Here is a 16215-nt window from a genome sequence, read left to right as displayed (position 1 = left end):
ATCCGTGCCTTTTCATCCGTGCCATCCGTGGTAAAGAAAAGCTCTCCCTCGCGGCATGCGCCGCCGCCATCCACGCTCGCGCTACTCCGCTGAAACCTTTCTCCGTCCGCACGCGTCTCATCGGCAACCTTCCGCGCTCATGGCCACCGCCCTTCGTTCGCTTTCGCCGCAAGAAGCCTGGCAACCCCTTCCCGCTTCCGAGTGGGACGAGTCTGCCGCCCGCCACCTCCTCGGCCGCCTCGGCTGGTCCGCGACGCCCGCCGAGACCGCCCGCGCCCTTCGCGACGGCCCGACCGCCACGCTGCAGCGCACCTTCGCGCACCCCGTCGCCTTCCCCAAGCCCGCGCTCATCGCCCAGCTCGAGGCCGACGGCCCGGAGCTGCTCCGCGCCATGGGCCGCGGCGACGCCGAGCAGCGCCGCCTGGCCGCGCAGGATGCCCGCGAACGCGCGCGCGAGGCGCTCGCCGACATGACCATCCACTGGCTGCAGCTCGCCGCGCAGCCCGAGCACGCGCCCTTCGAGAAATGGTGCCTTTTCCTCCAGGACGTCTGGGTCGTCGGCGCCGAGAAGGTCAAGAACTCCGCCCTCATCTACCAGCACCAGGACTGGATCCGCCGCGGCGCCCTCGGCACCGCCCCGCTCCTCGCCAAGGCCCTGTCGCGCTCGCCCGCGATGATCCTCTACCTCGACCTCCAGCAGAGCAAGGCCGAGGCGCCCAACGAGAACTTCGCCCGCGAACTCTTCGAGCTCTTCACCCTCGGCGAGGGCAACTACACCGAGACCGACATCAAGCAGGCCGCGCGCGCCTTCACCGGCTACCGGCAGGTCGCGGGCAAGTTCCTCTTCCAGCGTCGCCAGCACGACGCCGGCACCAAGACCGTCTTCGGCCAGACCGGCAACTTCACCGGCGACGACGTCATCGACCTCGTCTTCCAGCAGAAGGCCGCCGGCACCTTCCTCCCGCGCGAGATGGTGAAGTTCTACCTCAGCGAAAACGCGCTGCCGGCGGAATACACCGACGCTCTCGGCGCCGCCTGGGCCCGGCAGGGTTACCGCTTTGGCGCCCTCCTCGGCGCCTTCTTCGGCAGCCGCCTCTTCTACGCCGAGGAGTTCCGCGGCAACTTCATCAAGAGCCCGCTGCAGTATTTCCTCGGCCTCACGCAGGACCTCGACCTCACGCCCGCGCCGCTCGCGCGCCAGGTCATCGGCGCCCTGCGCTCCATGGGCCAGCTGCCCTTCAACCCGCCCAACGTCCGCGGCTGGGTCGGCGGCCGCAACTGGATCAACTCCGCCACCCTCGCCTCGCGCCGCGCCGTCGCCAACGCGCTGCTCAACCCGCTCAACGAGGCCACGCTCAACGCCGACGAGCTGTTCGAGCTCGACGTCGCCGCCACCAACGGCGTCTCCAACTTCACCCTCGCCCCGGCCCGCCTCGACGCCTGGGCCAAGCTGCCGCCCGCCGACGCCGCCCGCGCCCTGCTCGCCCTCGCCCTGCCGTCGCGCCACGACCCCGCCCTCGCCGACCAGCTCGCCTCCTTCCTCGCCAAGGGCAACCCCGGCGCCGCCCGCGCCCGCGTCCGCACCGCCCTCGCCACCCTCCTCGAATCCCCCGACTACCAACTCTGCTGAGGAGCGATCCGTCCACCCGCGCTCCCCGATTCCTTACGCCTCTTGGCGCCCACCCTCCGCCGCCCGATCTCTCAACTCTCAACTCTCAGCTCTCAACTCCAGACTCTCAGCTCTCAGCTCCAGGTCTCCACTCTCCCGATGAACAACCCGCATCCGTTCCTGCCCTCCACGCGCCGCGAGTTCCTCAAATATACCAGCCGCGGCATCGGCCTGCTCGCGTTCAGCCGCTTCGCGCCGTCGTTCATCGTCGAATCCGTCGCCGCCGAGGCGCCCGTCGCCGAGAAGGACCGCACCATCCTCGTCCTCGTCCAGCTCGCCGGCGGCAACGACGGCCTCAACACCGTCGTCCCCTTCGCCGACCCGCATTACCGCCGCCTCCGCCCCACGCTCGGCCTGCCCGAGTCGGACCTGCTCACCGTCGGCCACGGCATCGCCCTCCACAAGGCCTGCGCGCCGCTCCACGCGCTGCTCCAGGACGGCAAGCTCGGCATCGTGCAGAACGTCGGCTATCCCAACCCCAACCGCTCGCACTTCCGCTCGACGGAGATCTGGGAGACCGCCGCCGACTCCGACCAGACGCTCGCGACCGGCTGGCTCGGCCGCTACTTCGACAACGCCTGCGCCGGCGCCCCCGGCGGCGCGCCCTGCGCCGTCAGCATCGGCAACGAGGTGCCGCAGGCCTTCCTCGCCGAGCGCGACCACCCGACCTTCAACCTCGCCCCCGGCGCCCGCGGCGGCCGCGGCGGCCGCGAGAACCTCGCCCTGCTCGAGAACATGCTCCAGCACCCCGCCCCCGCCGGCGGCCACGACGACCACGAGCACGACAACACCAGCTACCTCCGCCACACCATGATGGACGCGCTCGTGACCGAGAAGCGCTTCCAGCAGATCCTCGCCGACTACCGCCCCGGCGCCGAGTATCCCGGCAACGCCTTCGCCGGCTCGCTGCGCAACGTCGCCGCCCTCATCGCCGCCGGCAACTCCACCCGCGTCTACTACGTCTCGCTCGGCGGCTTCGACACCCACGCCAACCAGGCCGGCCAGCACGCCAACCTCCTCAAGCAGCTCAGCGAGGGCCTCGCCGCCTTCCAGCGCGACCTCGAGAGCAAGAAACTCGACGGCCAGGTCCTCACCATGACCTTCTCCGAGTTCGGCCGCCGCCCGAGCGAGAACGAGAGCAAGGGCACCGACCACGGCACCGCCGCGCCGCTCTTCGTCCTCGGCTCGCGCGTGAAGTCCGGCCTGCACGGCACCGCGCCCAGCCTCGCCGTCGAGCACAACCAGGACCTCACCTTCTCGACCGACTTCCGCGCCGTCTACGCCACCGTCCTCGACCGCTGGCTCGCCTGCGACTCGCAGAAGATCCTCGGCACGAAGTTCGCCCCCTCGCCTTCGTCTGACCCCTCCGGTCGGGGCGCTTGCCCCCAACCACCCTCCTCCCCGACCGCCGGTCGGGGCGGCGGTCCCAACCGCCTGCTCCCTCCGGTAGGGGCGGTGTCTGATGTCGCTGCGCTCGGTAGTCCCCAACCGCCCTCTCCCGCCGCACCCCCTGATGCCGGCTCCCGTCCGGCCGGCCCCCCCGCGCCCGTCCTCCGCCCTCAGTCCTCCGTCCTCCGATCCAGCGGACTGCGCACGCCGAGCCCCGGCCTCTTCATCACGTGCGTGTAGATCTGCGTCGTCTCCACGCTCGCATGCCCGAGGAGCTCCTGCACCGTGCGAATGTCCGTTCCGTTCTCCAACAGGTGCGTGGCGAAGGAGTGCCGGAACACATGCGGCGTGACGCGTTTGTTGCTGCCGGCGCGCGTCGCGGCCTGTTTCACGATGCGCTGAAACGTCGTGTCACTCAAATGATGGCGTCGCACGACGCCGCTGGCCGGATCACGCGAAAGATCCCGCGCGGGAAACAGCCACTGCCACTCCCAGCTTTCACCCGCCTTCGGATACTTGCGCGCCAGCCCCTCGGGCAGCCACACCCCGGCATGGCCCGCGGCACGATCGGCTTCCCATTGCGATCGCAACCGTGCCAGGTGCTCATGCAGGCGAGCGCGCAGCGACTCCGGCAACACCGTGACCCGATCCTTGTCGCCTTTGCCCCCGAGCACGCGCAACTGGCTCCGAGCCAGATCCAGATGATGCACCCGCAGGCGCAGCAGTTCCATGAGGCGCAAGCCGGCGCCGTAGGCGAGCTCGGCCATCAGTCTCGGCGTGCCGCCCAACTGCGCGAAGAGCGCCCGGCACTCCCCGGCCGTCAGGATCGTCGGCAGGCGGCGTTTGGGGAACGCACGCGTGAACTTCATTTCGCCCAGGTCGCGCGCGAGCGCTTCCTGCATCAGGAAGACCAGCGCGTTCAGCGCTTGCTTCTGTGCGGCCGGACTCGCCCGGCCGTTGACGGCCAGCGCCGAGAGAAAGGCCGCCACGTCCGTTCCGTCGGCGGCAGAGGGACTGCGCGGAGCGATGAAGCGAGCGAAGCGGACGGCCCACCCCCGATAAGTTTGTTCCGTGCGCCAGAGCATCCCCCGCTCACGCAACGCACGCACGAGTTGGCGCTCCCACGGTTCGTTCCCGAGGTCATCCGCCGCCAGCCGGGGCGGAGCCGAGCGCCCGCGGTTCGGAGACGGGCGGATCGCCCCGCTCTCCCGGAGGGATGGCGGCGCCGGTCTCGCCCCCGGAGATCCGTGCGTCCCGGTCGGTTCATCGCGCGGCTCCCGATTGGCCTCCATCCAGCGCGCGCCTTGCCGGAAAAACCAGCGCAACGCCTCGCGTGCCGGTCTTCGGGTGAGCCTTTCGCGTTCCTCCAGATACCGCCGCGCGAGCTCAGCCGTCGCGGCCGAATGCGTGGCCTTGCAGTGCCGGAGAAAGGAAAGAATTTCGCACCGGAATGCCTCCTGTCGGCTCGGTCCCAGCCCGGCTTGCGCCAGCTGTTCTTTCCACACCGGAAAGGAAATGGGGCCATTCATCGTGTAAAACGGCCCATGTAAAAAGTGAGGTTTTTGTCGGGTCGCATCGCAACCGCAAAAACCGCCCCCCTTCTATAACAGTCTTGAGCACCAGCCGCTTTGCCCCAGCCTCACTCCCACGGGCCACCCCACAGTGAGGTTTTTCACTGAATCTGAATAACACTGTTAGCCGATGAAATACACGCCGCAGCATGCCGCCCGAGCACTCGAGATTGTGCAGCGCTTGCTGCCCTATGTTTCACGACGCGACGAGTATTCCGATCTGGTTTTGATACTGCAGTCCCCGTCGCGCTGGAAAGAAGCGCATGGGCTGTTTTCGAGGATTAGGACTGGCGTTACGATTCCCGCAGGGAAGACAGCCGAGTGGAATCTTGAGCGACTGTTTGCGCAGGTAGCGGAGAATGCCGCGAAGACAGCATACAATTGCAGTGGGGCGTCCGCACCGTTCGATCAGGCCAACTCCGGGCAGCTGACGCTGCCCTGCGTGGCTGACCTCAAACGATGGGCGGAAGATGAAGCGCGTCATCATTCTCTTTATGGCCGTTGCTCTAGTCGGTGGCCTGTTTGGCCTGCGCTCTTTTATGCGCCAAGAAGCGCGGCTCGTGATTGCGAATGAATCTACCGAGGTGCTCTTTGACCTCAGTGTGAAAGTCTGGGATCAGAATTTTGTCTTGGGCACCCTGCGTCCCGGAGAAAAGAAAGAAGTGAGGATTAGCCAGTATTCGGACAGTGCGTGGCAAATTAGCGGTCGATGGGCCGAAGGCACGCCGCTCCGCGAGCAGGCCGGCTACATCACACACGGGATGAGCTTCGATGATCGCGCAGTGTTTGGCCGAGATCGAAAGCTTTCGTTCAGTTCCGATCCGCGATGAAGAAGAGCCGATCCAGTCATCACAGCCATCGGTGACGATGGGCGGACGATGAATTCGGCGCGCGTTCTTGCACGGGTGGGGCTTCTCTTCCTCGCCGCATGTGCGAAGAAGGAAACGGACATGCCAATCGCTCGCTGGGAAAGCCCGGCAGGATCGCCTCGCCACGTCAGCCTCGTTTTATTCGCGAAGCGCAGTGAGATTCGCTTCGACGATATCGAAATCGAAGTCGCGACCGTTGTGCGGGGCAACGATCTGATTTGGCAGGTTGATCCCGATAAGCACGGCAGGCCCGTGCAGGAGGCTCCCTTCGCCGAGATTCAGAACGACCGAAGTTTGCTGATCAGGGCCGTCCCCGGCGTTGTGGACGATGCGCGCCAGGGGCCATACCGGCTGATGAAGAAGCCGGCACCGGCATCGCACGGGAAGTGACCGCGATTCGGATCGCCCCGGCTCCGCCTGGCATCCTCCGTTTCCCTCGCCGGGCACCCTGCTGCTTTCGTGCGGCTGGCGTGTTTCGTGGTTTCCCGTTCGCCCGACGGCGGTCGAGGGCTGTCGAGCGCCGCGCCATCGGACACCGCCCCACCGGGATGCGTGTTTCCTCGGTAGGGGCGCTTGCCTTCAAGCGCCCTGGCGTTCGCGGCGCGATGCCACGTTCCAGGGCCGTTGAGGGCAACGGCCCCTACCGGTCATGGACGCATGCGCGGGCGTCGTCCGGGACATCGCGCCATCGCTCGGGTGAGCCGCGGCGATTCGCGTTCATTCGCGGGCGGGTTGGTTTTCGTGTTTTTGGTGTGTTTCGTGGGTGCCAACTCGTTCGAGGGCGGTTGGGGACAACCGCCCCTACCCTCCGAGCGCATGCTTCGCGGACAGGGGCTCCTCAATTGCGCGGCGCCTGGGGTGCGGTGCTTGCGGTCACTTCGCGCCTGCGGCGCCGGGCTGGGCTCCGGAATCAAGCACTTGCGCAATTGCTCGACCGCAGTGGGTCATTGCTTCTCGCGAGAGGGTCATTGCTTCACGCGCCGAGCTCATTGTTTTACACGCCGACCCGATTGTTTGAGCGGCCGAGCTCATTGCTTGAGGCGCTGAGGCGATTGTTTGACCGCCGTGCGTCATTGTTTCCCACGCCAACCCGATTGTTTTACACGCCGAGGCGATTGTTTACACGGACGACCCGATTGCTTGAGCCGCCGCGCTCATTGCTTGAGCCGCCAACTCAATTGTTTCGTTTCCCAACTCAATTGCTTCGCCTCCCGACTCCATTGTTTTGTGGTCCGGCTACATTGTTTGGTCAGACGAGCCCATTGTTTTGGGCTCCAACTCCGTTGTTTCGGCGGACGAGTTCCTTGTTTTGCCGGACGGCTCGATTGTTTGGTCGGACGACGTCGTTGCGGAAAGGGCCGAGGGTGTTGCTCGGAGGCGCAAGCGTGTCGCTCGGGCGCTCAGCCTCGTTCAAAGGCCGTTGGAGACTACCGAGCGAAGCGACATCGGACACCGTCCCTACCTCAATCCGTGTTTCTTCGGTAGGGGCGCTTGTCCCCAAGCGCCCTTCCCTCGCGGCGGAGAGAGCGAGCTTCGTTGCCTGGTCATCCGGCTGGGTTGCAGCAGCGTCCGCGGTTGTTGCTCAGGCGCTAGGCTTCGTTCGAGGGCCGTTGAGGGCAATGGCCCCTGCCAGGATGCGTGTTACGCCGGAAGGGACGCTTGCCCTCAACCGCCCTCCGCTCGCAGCGCGGGTCGCGATACCAAAAGCCGCCGCGCACTGCCGCGTGCAGCGACAGCGGACGCGGCCCTGCCGACGGCGTTGGGCGCGCCGGGCGCTCGCGCGCCTCGGCGGCGGCGCGAGGGACGAAGGGGCTTCGCTTCCGCGCCGGAGGCTTGCCGGCGCACGGGCGACCGGGTTTGGTGCCGGCATGTCGACGCCGGCCTACGTCATCAAAACCCCGCTGCGCGACCGCGCCGCGACGGTGTTTTCGTTCGCCGCGCAGAAGACGATGTATGGCGGGCGCGGGATCGCGGCGGGCGACGTGATCTATCTCTTCGACAGCGAGAACGAGGGCGGCACGGGGCTCTGGGCCCGCGGGGTTGTCACCGCGGCGCAAGCGACGCCGCGGCGGCCCGGCGTCGCGCGGCAGACGCCGCGCGTGAGCATCACGGTCCGGCGCACGGCGCTCGCCCGGCGCCGCTGCGGCCGCGCGGAACTGAAGCCGTTTTCCGACTGGGCGGACGGCCGGCCCGAGACCGAGCTGAACTTCAAGTTCTACCGCCAGGCGACGGACAAGATCGGCGGCATCTCCGCCGCCGCCGCGGCCTATCTCGAGAGGTGCTTCTGAACCGCCGGCCGCTCAGGCGGCGGTCGGGGCCACCGGCGCCTTCTCCGCGAGGGCGAGAAGCACGTCGGTCTTGGAGAGGCTGCCGAGCAGCTTCGCCTCGGCATCGAGCACCGGGATGCGCTCGGCGCTGACTTCGCGGAAACGCTTGAGGCCGTCGCTCAGCGGCTGGTCGGCGCGGATGGTCGGGAAATCGTCGCGCAGGATGTCGTTGGCGAGCACGACCTCGGCGATGTCGGGCTGCTGCAGGAACGGCTTGATGTCGTGCAGCGACACGACGCCGACGAAGCGTCCGTCGGGCTCGGTCACGTAGAGGTTGTTGACGCGGTTGGCGAGGAAGGCGCGGCCGATCTCGCCGAACGACGCCGTGCGCGCCAGCGTCGGCGGGTCGGCCCGCATCAGCTCGCCCACCCGCACGGCCACGGGCACGGTCGCGGCCTGCTCGACGGCCTTGCGCTTGAGCGAGGCGCTGTAGAGCGACTCGCCCTCGAGGCTCTTGGCGGTGAAATACGCCACGACGCTGCACACCATCAGGGGCAGGATGATGTCGTAGCTGAGCGTCATCTCGAAAAGCATGATGATCGCCATGACCGGTGCGTGGCTGGCGGCGGAGAGGAACGCGCCCATGCCCACCATCGCGATGGTGCGCGGGTCGATCGCGGCGGAGGGCCACAGCGTCTGCAGCGCCTGGCCGTAGAGAAAGCCCGCGCCCGCACCCATGAAGAGCGAGGGCGTGAACACGCCGCCCGGCGCGCCCGAGCCGAACGAGGCGCAGGTGGCGAGCCACTTGCAGGCGACGATCAGCAGCAGCGCCGTCCACACGTAGTTGCCCTGGAGCACACCCACCACCACCGAGTAGCCGTTGCCGCAGACCTCGGGCACCTTCACCGCCAGCGCGCCGACGATCAGGCCGCCGGCGCCGAGGCGCAGCACCAGCGGGAGCTTCGTGCCGCGAAAGAAATTCTCCGCCGCGCGCAGGCTGCGCAGGAACCACGGCGCCAGCGCGCCGACGATCAGGCCGAGCAGCACGTAGGCCACCATCTCCCACGGCGTGTGCATCTCGTAGCTCGGCACGGCGTAGAGTTTGCCCGCGCTGGTCATCACCCGCATGGTCAGCGCCGCCGTGACCGCCGCGATGACCAGCGGGCCGAGGCTCTCCATCGCGATCGTGCCGAGAATGATCTCCGCCACGAAGAACGAGCCCGCGATCGGGGCGTTGTAGGCGGAGGCGATGCCGGCCGAGGCGCCGCAGGCCACGAGCAGGCGCTGCTTCGGCGCACTCAGGCTCAGCCAGCGGCCGAGGCGCGACGAGGCCACCGCCGCCAGCTGCACGAGCGGACCTTCGCGGCCGATCGAGCCGCCCGAGCCGATGGTGAAGAGCGACGCCGCCGTCTTGACCAGGCTCGCCCGCGCGGGGATGCGGCCGCTGCCGATCACGATCGCCTCCATGTAGTCGGTCGCGCTCTGCCGGCCGGCGAAGCGCTGCCCGAACTTCAGGATCAGCCCCGCCGCCACGCCGCCCGCCGCCGGCACGAGGACGACGGCCCAGGCCGGGATCAGCCGCATCGTCTCCACGACGCCGGCGCGCGAGCCCGTGAGCAGTTCGTGCACGCCCTCGGTCAGGCTGGTGAACGCCACCGCCGACAGCGCACCGAGAAAACCCGCCACCGCGGACCAGAACAGCGTCACCTGCCACTCCGTGGGGTGCAGCTTCTCCTGCAGCCACAGGCGGCGGCGCAGGAGTTTCATCAGCTGCTGCTGGCTGACGTTGAGCAGCCGCTCGAAGGACAGCCGCACCCGCCGACGCTCCTCCGCCTGCGCCGCCTGCTGCGCCGCGGCTTGCGCGTCGTCCGGCGGAGAGGGTGGCACTGGAGTGGATTCCTGCGACATCGAAGACCCGCCGCACCCGGAGCCCAACCGCGGGCCCCACCGCGCGACGGCGACCAAGCAACCCACCCCGCCCCGGCGGCGCAAGACGATAGCTGCGTCCGTCCGGCGGCTCGCGACGACTTGATAAATCAGATTGGCGGCCCGCGTCCGACCCCGCAACCTCCGCTCCACCGTGGCCGCGCCGAAATCCCCCGCCTCCCGTCGCAAACCGAAACCCCGCCTCCGTTGGGACGCGATCCGGCTCTTCGCCATGGACGTCGACGGCGTGCTGACGGACGGCACCGTGCGCATCCACTCGGACGGCACGGAGTCGAAGGGCTTCTCCATCCTCGACGGCATGGGCCTCGTCCGCCTGCGCAAGGCCGGCGTCGCCCTGGCGTGGATCTCGGGCCGTCCCTCGGCCGCCACCACCGCGCGCGCGCAGGAACTCCAGATCCCGCACCTCATCCAGGGCCGCACCGACAAGCTGGTCGCCCTGCAGGAACTTGCGGCCCAGCTCGGCGTGAAGGCCGGCGAGGCCTGCTACATGGGCGACGACGACATCGACGCGCCCGCCATCGCCTGGGCCGGCGTCGGCGTGGCCCCGCGCCAGGCCATGCCCGCCGCGCTACGGGCGGCACGCTTTATCCCCGCCCGCGAGGCCGGCCACGGCGCCGTGCGCGAAGTGTGTGAACAAATCCTCGCCGCGCGGGGTCAGAAGGCAGCCTCGTGAGCGCTCCCGATTCGAAATTTCCCGCCGCCCGGAAGTGGCTCGGCGTGCTGTGCCTCCTCTCCGCCGCGGTCCTCGCGCCGGCGCAGACGACGACCCGCATCGCCACCGACGCGCCGATCGTGAATTTCCGCCTGCCCACGTTCACGCCCGAGGGTTTCCGCCAGTGGCTCGTGCGCGGCACCGAGGCGCGCCTCATGAGCGCCAAGGAAATCGACATCCGCGAGCTCACGCTGACCGTCTTCAGCGGCGACGCGCAGGACCGCATCGACACGATGATCCTGAGCCCGAACGCCAAGGTCCTCACCGACACGCAGGTCGTCTCCGGCACCGGCGCGATCCGCGTCATCCGCGACGATCTCGAGGCCACCGGCACGCTCTGGACCTACGACCACCGGGAGAAAAGGGTTTCCATGCAACAGAAGGTGCGCGTAACGTTCCGCGCCGAATTGAAGAATTTCCTGCAATGACGCTGCCTCGCCTCGCTCTCCTCCTCGCCGCGCTCGCCGGCCCGCTCCTCGCGCAAAACGCCGAGACCCAGCCGACCGTGATCGAGAGCCAGAAACTCGACATGAAGAGCACCGATGCGGAGACGACGTCGATCTTCGAGGGCAACGTCATCGTCACCGGCACGAATCTCAAGCTGACCTGCGACCGGCTCGAGGTCGTGGCCTTCCGCGCCAAGGGCGATCCGGGCGCCACGATCGGCAAGGTCGAGCGCTTCAAGTCGCTGGTCGCGACCGGCAGCGTCCACATCGTGCAGGGCGACCGCGAGGCCGCCTGCGGCAAGGCCGTCGTCCTCCCCGGCGACGACAAGATCACCCTCAGCGACCGCCCCGTCGTCACCGACCGCGGCGTGGGCTGGACCTGGACCGGCGACGAGCTCCTCCTCCTCCGCGGCGAGCGCCAGGTGCGCGGCACCAACGTGCGCATCGTCGGCCCGCCGGTGAAGGACCTCGGTTTCGACAAGGACAAGAAGGTCGAAGGCGCACCCGAGACGCCGAAGCAGCCGTGAGCACCGCCGTCGCGCCCGAGCATTTCGAGATCCACACCGAGGGCCTGGTGAAAACCTACGGCCCGCGAACGGTCGTGAACGGCGTCGCCATCCGCGTGAAGGCCGGCGAGGTCGTCGGCCTCCTCGGCCCGAACGGTGCGGGCAAGACCACGACGTTCTACATGGTCGTCGGCCTCGTGCCCGCGACCGGCGGCCGCGTCTTCATCAACGGCCAGGACGCCACCCACCTCCGCATGCACCGCCGCGCGCGGCTCGGCGTCGGCTACCTGCCGCAAGAGGCGTCGATCTTCCGCAAGCTCACCGTGGCCGAGAACATCCTCGCCATCGTCGAGACGCTGCGCGGCGTGTCGTCCCGCGATCGCGCCGCCCTGGTGAAGCACCACCTCGACGAGCTGAGCATCGGCCACCTCGCCGACCAGCCCGCCTACACGCTGTCCGGCGGCGAGCGCCGCCGCCTCGAGATCGCCCGCGCGTTGGTGACGCGCCCGCGCTTCCTGCTCATGGACGAGCCCTTCGCCGGCGTCGACCCGATCTCCGTCGCCGAGGTGCAGAAGATCATCCTCGAGCTCCGCTCCCGCGGCATCGGCGTGCTCATCACCGACCACAACGTGCGCGAGACCCTGCGCATCGTCGACCGCGGCTACATCATCCACCGCGGCAAGGTCATGACCGAGGGCACCGGCGAGTTCCTCATCAACGACCCGCAGGCCCGCGAGCTGTATCTGGGCAAGGATTTCAACCTTTAGTCGCGAGGAGTGGGTCGCGGGGAGCGCGGAGTCCGCCTCGAGCGTTTGCCGCGAGCGCGAGCTTGTTCCGCAGCGTCTCTTCCCCTACTCACTACCCGTTACCCGCTACTTCCGCCGTCCCCCATGCCCACCAAAGCCATCGCCGGCATCACCGTCGCGCATTTCTACGAGACCTACCGTGACAAGCTCCAGCTCGAGCTCATCACCGGCGGCGAGGGCCTGCACCGGCTGATCAAGGAGGGCTCGATCAACCGCCCCTCGCTCGCGCTCACGGGCTTCTTCAAATATTTCGCGATGAAGCGCATTCAGGTGCTCGGCGCGGCGGAGATGACCTTCCTGAAGACGCTCTCGCAGCGGCAGCAGATCATCATTTTCCAGGAGATGGTGAAGCGCGGCATCCCCTGCCTCGTGCTCACGCGCAACTACAACGCCACGCACCCCATGCTCGCGGTCTCGCAGGAGATGCACCTGCCGATCTTCCGCACGCCGATGATCACGATGAATTTCGTGAACGCCGCCACGCTGTGCGTCGACAACGAGTTCGCCCCCTCCGGCACCGAGCACGCCACCACCCTCGACATCAAGGGCATCGGCGTGATGATCCGCGGCGACTCCGGCATCGGCAAATCCGAGTGCGCCCTCGCCCTGATCGAGCGCGGCCACTCGCTCGTCGCCGACGACCTCACCTGCATCCGCCTGGTCGACGAGCGCGAGCTCACCGCCAGCTCGCGCGAGCTCAATCGCGGCTACATGGAGTGCCGCGGCATCGGCATCATCAACATCGCCGAGATGTTCGGCGTGAAAAGCATCCGCCTCGAGAAGCGCATCGACCTGGTCGTCACCCTCAAGGAATGGAGCCCCGAGGTCGTGGAGGAGCGCACCGGCCTCGAGGAGAACTATTACGAGATCCTCGGCATCAAGGTGCCGCACATCGAATTCTACGTCCGCCCCGGCCGCGACATCGCGCGCCTGATCGAGGTCGCCGCGATGGTGCAGGCCCTGAAGAAGATGGGCCACGATCCGGCGCAGACCTTCAACAACCGCCTCATCGCGCACATGCAGGAGCAGCAGGCGCAGAAGACCACCACGCATCGCATCGCCGCCGAATCGCGCGCGCCGCTCCTGCCCCAGGAATTCCCCGAGGACGAGGAGCCGCCCGAGAACCCGAGCTGAGCGCGCGCCCCGTCGCCGCCGCCCGCCGCGTCACCCGCCCGCTTCCGGCCTTGCCCCCATCGCGCCGCGCGCGTGTGCTGACATCAACATGTCCACCTCCTCGCGCCCCGACGGCCGCAAACCCGACCAGCTGCGCCCCATCACCCTCGAGGCCAACATCGCCCCCCACGCCTCGGGCTCCGTGCTCATCGGCTTCGGCCACACGCGCGTCATCTGCGCCGCCACCATCGAACCCAAGGTTCCCTCGTGGATGCGCCAGCAGGGCGTCACCGGCGGCTGGCTGACGGCGGAGTATTCGATGCTCCCCTACTCGACGCACGACCGCAAGGCACGCGACATCTCGAAGGGCAAAATCGACGGCCGCACCGTCGAGATCCAGCGCCTCATCGGCCGCTCGCTGCGCGCCGTCATCGATCTCCAAAAACTGGGCGACAACACGCTCTGGATCGACTGCGACGTCCTCCAGGCCGACGGCGGCACGCGCACGGCGTCGATCACCGGCGCCTACCTCGCCGCGCGCCTCGCCATCCAGAAGCTGCTCGACGCGAAGAAAATTGCCGAGAACCCGCTCATCGACTCCGTCGCCGCCGTCAGCGTCGGCCTCTTCAACGGCCAGCAGTTGCTCGACCTGAACTACATCGAGGACAAGGACGCGGCGGTCGACTTCAACGTCGTCATGACCGGCAAGGGCCAGTTCGTCGAGGTGCAGGGCACGGGCGAGGAGGCGACGTTCTCGCAGGAGGAGCTCGACGGCCTGCTCGGCCTCGCCCGCAAGGGCCTGCAGGAGCTCGCCGGCATCCAGTCGGCGTTCCTCGCCAAGCAGCTGCTGAAGTTCTGAGCGCGGCCGCGGCGCCGCGCCTGAGGCGACAGGTCTCGGACATATCCGCGCTATTGCCGTGACAGCGCGCGCATCGAAGGCGCCGACGGAGGCGCGGCGGTGCGCCCGCCCCGCGAGCCGACCGTTGCCCTTGGAAAAAAGCGTGCGCGCCAGTGCGGCGCTCAGCCCTGCGCCTTCGCGTCCCGCGCGGTCGCTTCCTGTTTCAGGGCGATGAAGTTGCCCTCTTCGCACGCGCGCACGAAGCCCTCGGTGACGCTCTTCAGGTCCTCCCACCGGCGGCGGATGGCCTTGGCCTCCTCCTTGGTGATCTGGTTGTCGGCGGCGGCCACGGCGATGACGCCCAGCATGTCGGCGAACTCCTGCACGATGTTGTTCGTCGAGGGGATGAGATTGATGTCGTGGGGCTTGTGCTTCGGATTGGTGATGAAGAAGCCGCCGGCGCGCTCGCACACCCACTGGGCGATGCGGGTGTCGTTGGTGATCTTGAGCAGCTGCTCGATGCGATCGAGGGGGTTGTTCGCACCGCTGCCGGTCTCATCGGCGGGCGGCTCGGCCCACTTGTAGATGAGCGAGAGCGACAGGCCCATATCGCCTGCGATCTGTTTCGCGCTGGTCTTCTTGAGCACTTCCTTGAGCAGCTCGTGGGAATGCATGGTCGAGCATCTTGCGGAGCGGGGCGCGCAACGCAATCACCGACCGGACGCGGCTGCGTCACCTGACGGCGGCGTCGCAACCGCGCCTTATGCTCCGCTTACGGGAGCGCCCCGGGTGGCTTATGATGCGTTTCAGGCAAGGGACGCGGCATCTTTTAGGTGTCTTTCGGCGGGGTTTTGTGGCTTAAAAAACGCCTCTTTTCCCATGAACATTCACGAGTATCAGGCCAAAGCCTTGTTCGAAAAATACGGGGTGCCGGTGCCGAAGGGCGTGCCCGCCCGTTCGCCCGCCGAGTTCGAGTCCGCGCTGTCCGCGCTGGGCGAAGCCCCGTTCGTCGTCAAATCCCAGATCCACGCCGGCGGCCGTGGCAAAGGCACGTTCACCGACGGCTTCAAGGGTGGCGTCAAGTTCGCCAAGACCAAGTCCGAGGCGCTCGACTACGCCAACAAGATGTATGGCAACACGCTCGTGACCGCCCAGACCGGCGCCGCCGGCCGCAAGGTCCAGACGATCTACTTCACCAAGGCCGCGGACATCTCGAAGGAATACTACCTCGCGATCCTCCTCGACCGTAACACCTCGAAGCCCGTCATCGTCGCCTCGACCGAGGGCGGCGTCGAAATCGAGAAGGTCGCGCACGAGACGCCGGAGAAGATCTTCAAGATCTTCGTCGACCCCGCCGTCGGCCTCCAGGGCTACCAGGCGCGCCAGCTCGCCTTCCAACTCGGCTTCACCGGCGACTACTTCAAGAACGCGGTGAAGCTCATCACGAATCTCTACCGCATGTGGTGGGAGACCGACGCCTCCATGGTCGAGGTCAACCCGCTCATCACGACGCCCGCCGGCGAAGTCCTCGCGCTCGACGCCAAGGTCTCCTTCGACGACAACGCGCTCTTCCGCCACAAGGACATCGTCGATCTCCGCGACCTCAACGAAGAGGATTCCAAGGAAATCGAAGCCTCGAAATACAACCTCAGCTACATCGCGCTCGACGGCAACATTGCCTGCTTGGTGAACGGCGCCGGCCTCGCGATGAGCACGATGGACATCATCAAGCACTTTGGCGGCAACCCCGCCAACTTCCTCGACGTCGGCGGCGGCGCCTCGAAGGACCAGGTGCAGGCGGCCTTCCGCATCATCCTCACCGACCCGAACGTGAAGGGCATCCTCGTGAACATCTTCGGCGGCATCATGGACTGCAACACGATCGCCACCGGCGTCGTCGCCGCGGCCCGCGAGCTCGGCCTCAAGATCCCGCTCGTCGTCCGCCTCGAAGGCAACAACGTCGCCGCGGGCAAGAAGACCCTCGCCGAGTCCGGCCTCAAGATCGAGTCCGCCGACACCATGGCCGACGCCGCCCAGAAGATCGTCAAACTCGTCGCCTGAGCTCCGAGCCGTTGAGAGATG

15 protein-coding genes are annotated in these 16215 nt (G+C 67.7%); 12 read left to right on the top strand and 3 right to left on the bottom strand.

Going from position 1 to position 16215, the window contains the following annotated elements; genetic code table 11:
- The first annotated feature begins 139 nt into the window (after positions 1 to 139).
- Both ACMYLB_RS09645 and ACMYLB_RS09640 read left to right on the top strand, forming a co-directional pair.
- Positions 140 to 1630 carry a DUF1800 domain-containing protein gene (locus ACMYLB_RS09645; RefSeq protein ID WP_415910711.1) on the top strand — a complete coding sequence of 497 codons (1491 nt, stop codon included), beginning with the start codon at positions 140 to 142 and terminating at the stop codon, positions 1628 to 1630.
- Between the two features lie 42 nt (positions 1631 to 1672).
- Entirely contained in the window at positions 1673 to 3298 is a 1626-nt protein-coding gene (locus ACMYLB_RS09640) for a DUF1501 domain-containing protein (RefSeq protein ID WP_415910710.1), read from the top strand.
- Here the strand turns inward: ACMYLB_RS09640 and ACMYLB_RS09635 are convergent.
- Positions 3229 to 4587, bottom strand: a complete 1359-nt coding sequence (locus ACMYLB_RS09635; RefSeq protein WP_415910709.1) for an integron integrase — start codon at positions 4585 to 4587, stop codon at positions 3229 to 3231. The two genes, ACMYLB_RS09640 and ACMYLB_RS09635, sit on opposite strands and share 70 nt — an antisense overlap.
- A gap of 512 nt (positions 4588 to 5099) precedes the next feature.
- Between ACMYLB_RS09635 and ACMYLB_RS09630 the strand changes: the two genes are divergently transcribed.
- From ACMYLB_RS09630 to ACMYLB_RS09620, 3 genes are all read left to right on the top strand, one after another.
- The gene (locus tag ACMYLB_RS09630) at positions 5100 to 5459 is read left to right on the top strand and encodes a hypothetical protein (protein ID WP_415910708.1); all 360 of its coding nucleotides are present in this window, start codon (positions 5100 to 5102) and stop codon (positions 5457 to 5459) included.
- Positions 5460 to 5507: 48 nt separating this feature from the next.
- Positions 5508 to 5888, top strand: coding sequence for a hypothetical protein (locus ACMYLB_RS09625; protein WP_415910707.1), 381 nt, complete (start codon positions 5508 to 5510; stop codon positions 5886 to 5888).
- Between the two features lie 1478 nt (positions 5889 to 7366).
- Positions 7367 to 7786: a hypothetical protein gene (locus tag ACMYLB_RS09620; RefSeq protein WP_415910706.1), complete on the top strand. Its 420-nt coding sequence runs from the start codon at positions 7367 to 7369 to the stop codon at positions 7784 to 7786.
- Between the two features lie 12 nt (positions 7787 to 7798).
- On the opposite strand, the gene ACMYLB_RS09615 is transcribed toward ACMYLB_RS09620, so the two are convergent.
- Complete coding sequence (locus ACMYLB_RS09615) at positions 7799 to 9652, bottom strand: ClcB-like voltage-gated chloride channel protein (RefSeq protein ID WP_415910705.1); 1854 nt, start codon at positions 9650 to 9652, stop codon at positions 7799 to 7801.
- A 193-nt stretch (positions 9653 to 9845) separates the two neighbouring features.
- On the opposite strand from ACMYLB_RS09615, the gene ACMYLB_RS09610 reads away from it, so the two are divergent.
- The 6 genes from ACMYLB_RS09610 to rph all read left to right on the top strand — a co-directional run bounded on the left by ACMYLB_RS09610 (position 9846) and on the right by rph (position 14154).
- The gene (locus tag ACMYLB_RS09610) at positions 9846 to 10385 is read left to right on the top strand and encodes a KdsC family phosphatase (RefSeq protein ID WP_415910704.1); all 540 of its coding nucleotides are present in this window, start codon (positions 9846 to 9848) and stop codon (positions 10383 to 10385) included.
- On the top strand, positions 10382 to 10852 hold the full coding sequence (gene lptC, locus ACMYLB_RS09605; RefSeq protein WP_415910703.1) for an LPS export ABC transporter periplasmic protein LptC: 471 nt from the start codon (positions 10382 to 10384) through the stop codon (positions 10850 to 10852). Before ACMYLB_RS09610 ends, lptC begins: the two co-directional genes overlap by 4 nt.
- Complete coding sequence (locus ACMYLB_RS09600) at positions 10849 to 11397, top strand: LptA/OstA family protein (RefSeq protein WP_415910702.1); 549 nt, start codon at positions 10849 to 10851, stop codon at positions 11395 to 11397. Before lptC ends, ACMYLB_RS09600 begins: the two co-directional genes overlap by 4 nt.
- Entirely contained in the window at positions 11394 to 12143 is a 750-nt protein-coding gene (gene lptB, locus ACMYLB_RS09595) for an LPS export ABC transporter ATP-binding protein (protein WP_415910701.1), read from the top strand. Before ACMYLB_RS09600 ends, lptB begins: the two co-directional genes overlap by 4 nt.
- 123 nt (positions 12144 to 12266) lie before the next feature.
- The gene (hprK, locus tag ACMYLB_RS09590) at positions 12267 to 13316 is read left to right on the top strand and encodes an HPr(Ser) kinase/phosphatase (protein WP_415910700.1); all 1050 of its coding nucleotides are present in this window, start codon (positions 12267 to 12269) and stop codon (positions 13314 to 13316) included.
- A gap of 88 nt (positions 13317 to 13404) precedes the next feature.
- On the top strand, positions 13405 to 14154 hold the full coding sequence (rph, locus tag ACMYLB_RS09585) for a ribonuclease PH (protein WP_415910699.1): 750 nt from the start codon (positions 13405 to 13407) through the stop codon (positions 14152 to 14154).
- A 161-nt stretch (positions 14155 to 14315) separates the two neighbouring features.
- Here rph and ACMYLB_RS09580 read toward each other — a convergent pair whose 3' ends face one another.
- Positions 14316 to 14807, bottom strand: coding sequence for a phage regulatory CII family protein (locus ACMYLB_RS09580; protein WP_415910698.1), 492 nt, complete (start codon positions 14805 to 14807; stop codon positions 14316 to 14318).
- 205 nt (positions 14808 to 15012) lie between these two features.
- Here ACMYLB_RS09580 and sucC point away from each other — a divergent pair, with 205 nt between their 5' ends.
- Positions 15013 to 16194, top strand: coding sequence for an ADP-forming succinate--CoA ligase subunit beta (gene sucC, locus ACMYLB_RS09575; protein ID WP_415910697.1), 1182 nt, complete (start codon positions 15013 to 15015; stop codon positions 16192 to 16194).
- Positions 16195 to 16215 lie beyond the last annotated feature (21 nt).

It is taken from the genome of Oleiharenicola sp. Vm1, from assembly GCF_047777955.1.
In the GTDB taxonomy this organism is placed as follows: domain Bacteria; phylum Verrucomicrobiota; class Verrucomicrobiia; order Opitutales; family Opitutaceae; genus Didemnitutus.
Note: the sequence above shows the minus strand (reverse complement) of the source record. Positions and strands in the feature narration are given on the sequence as shown.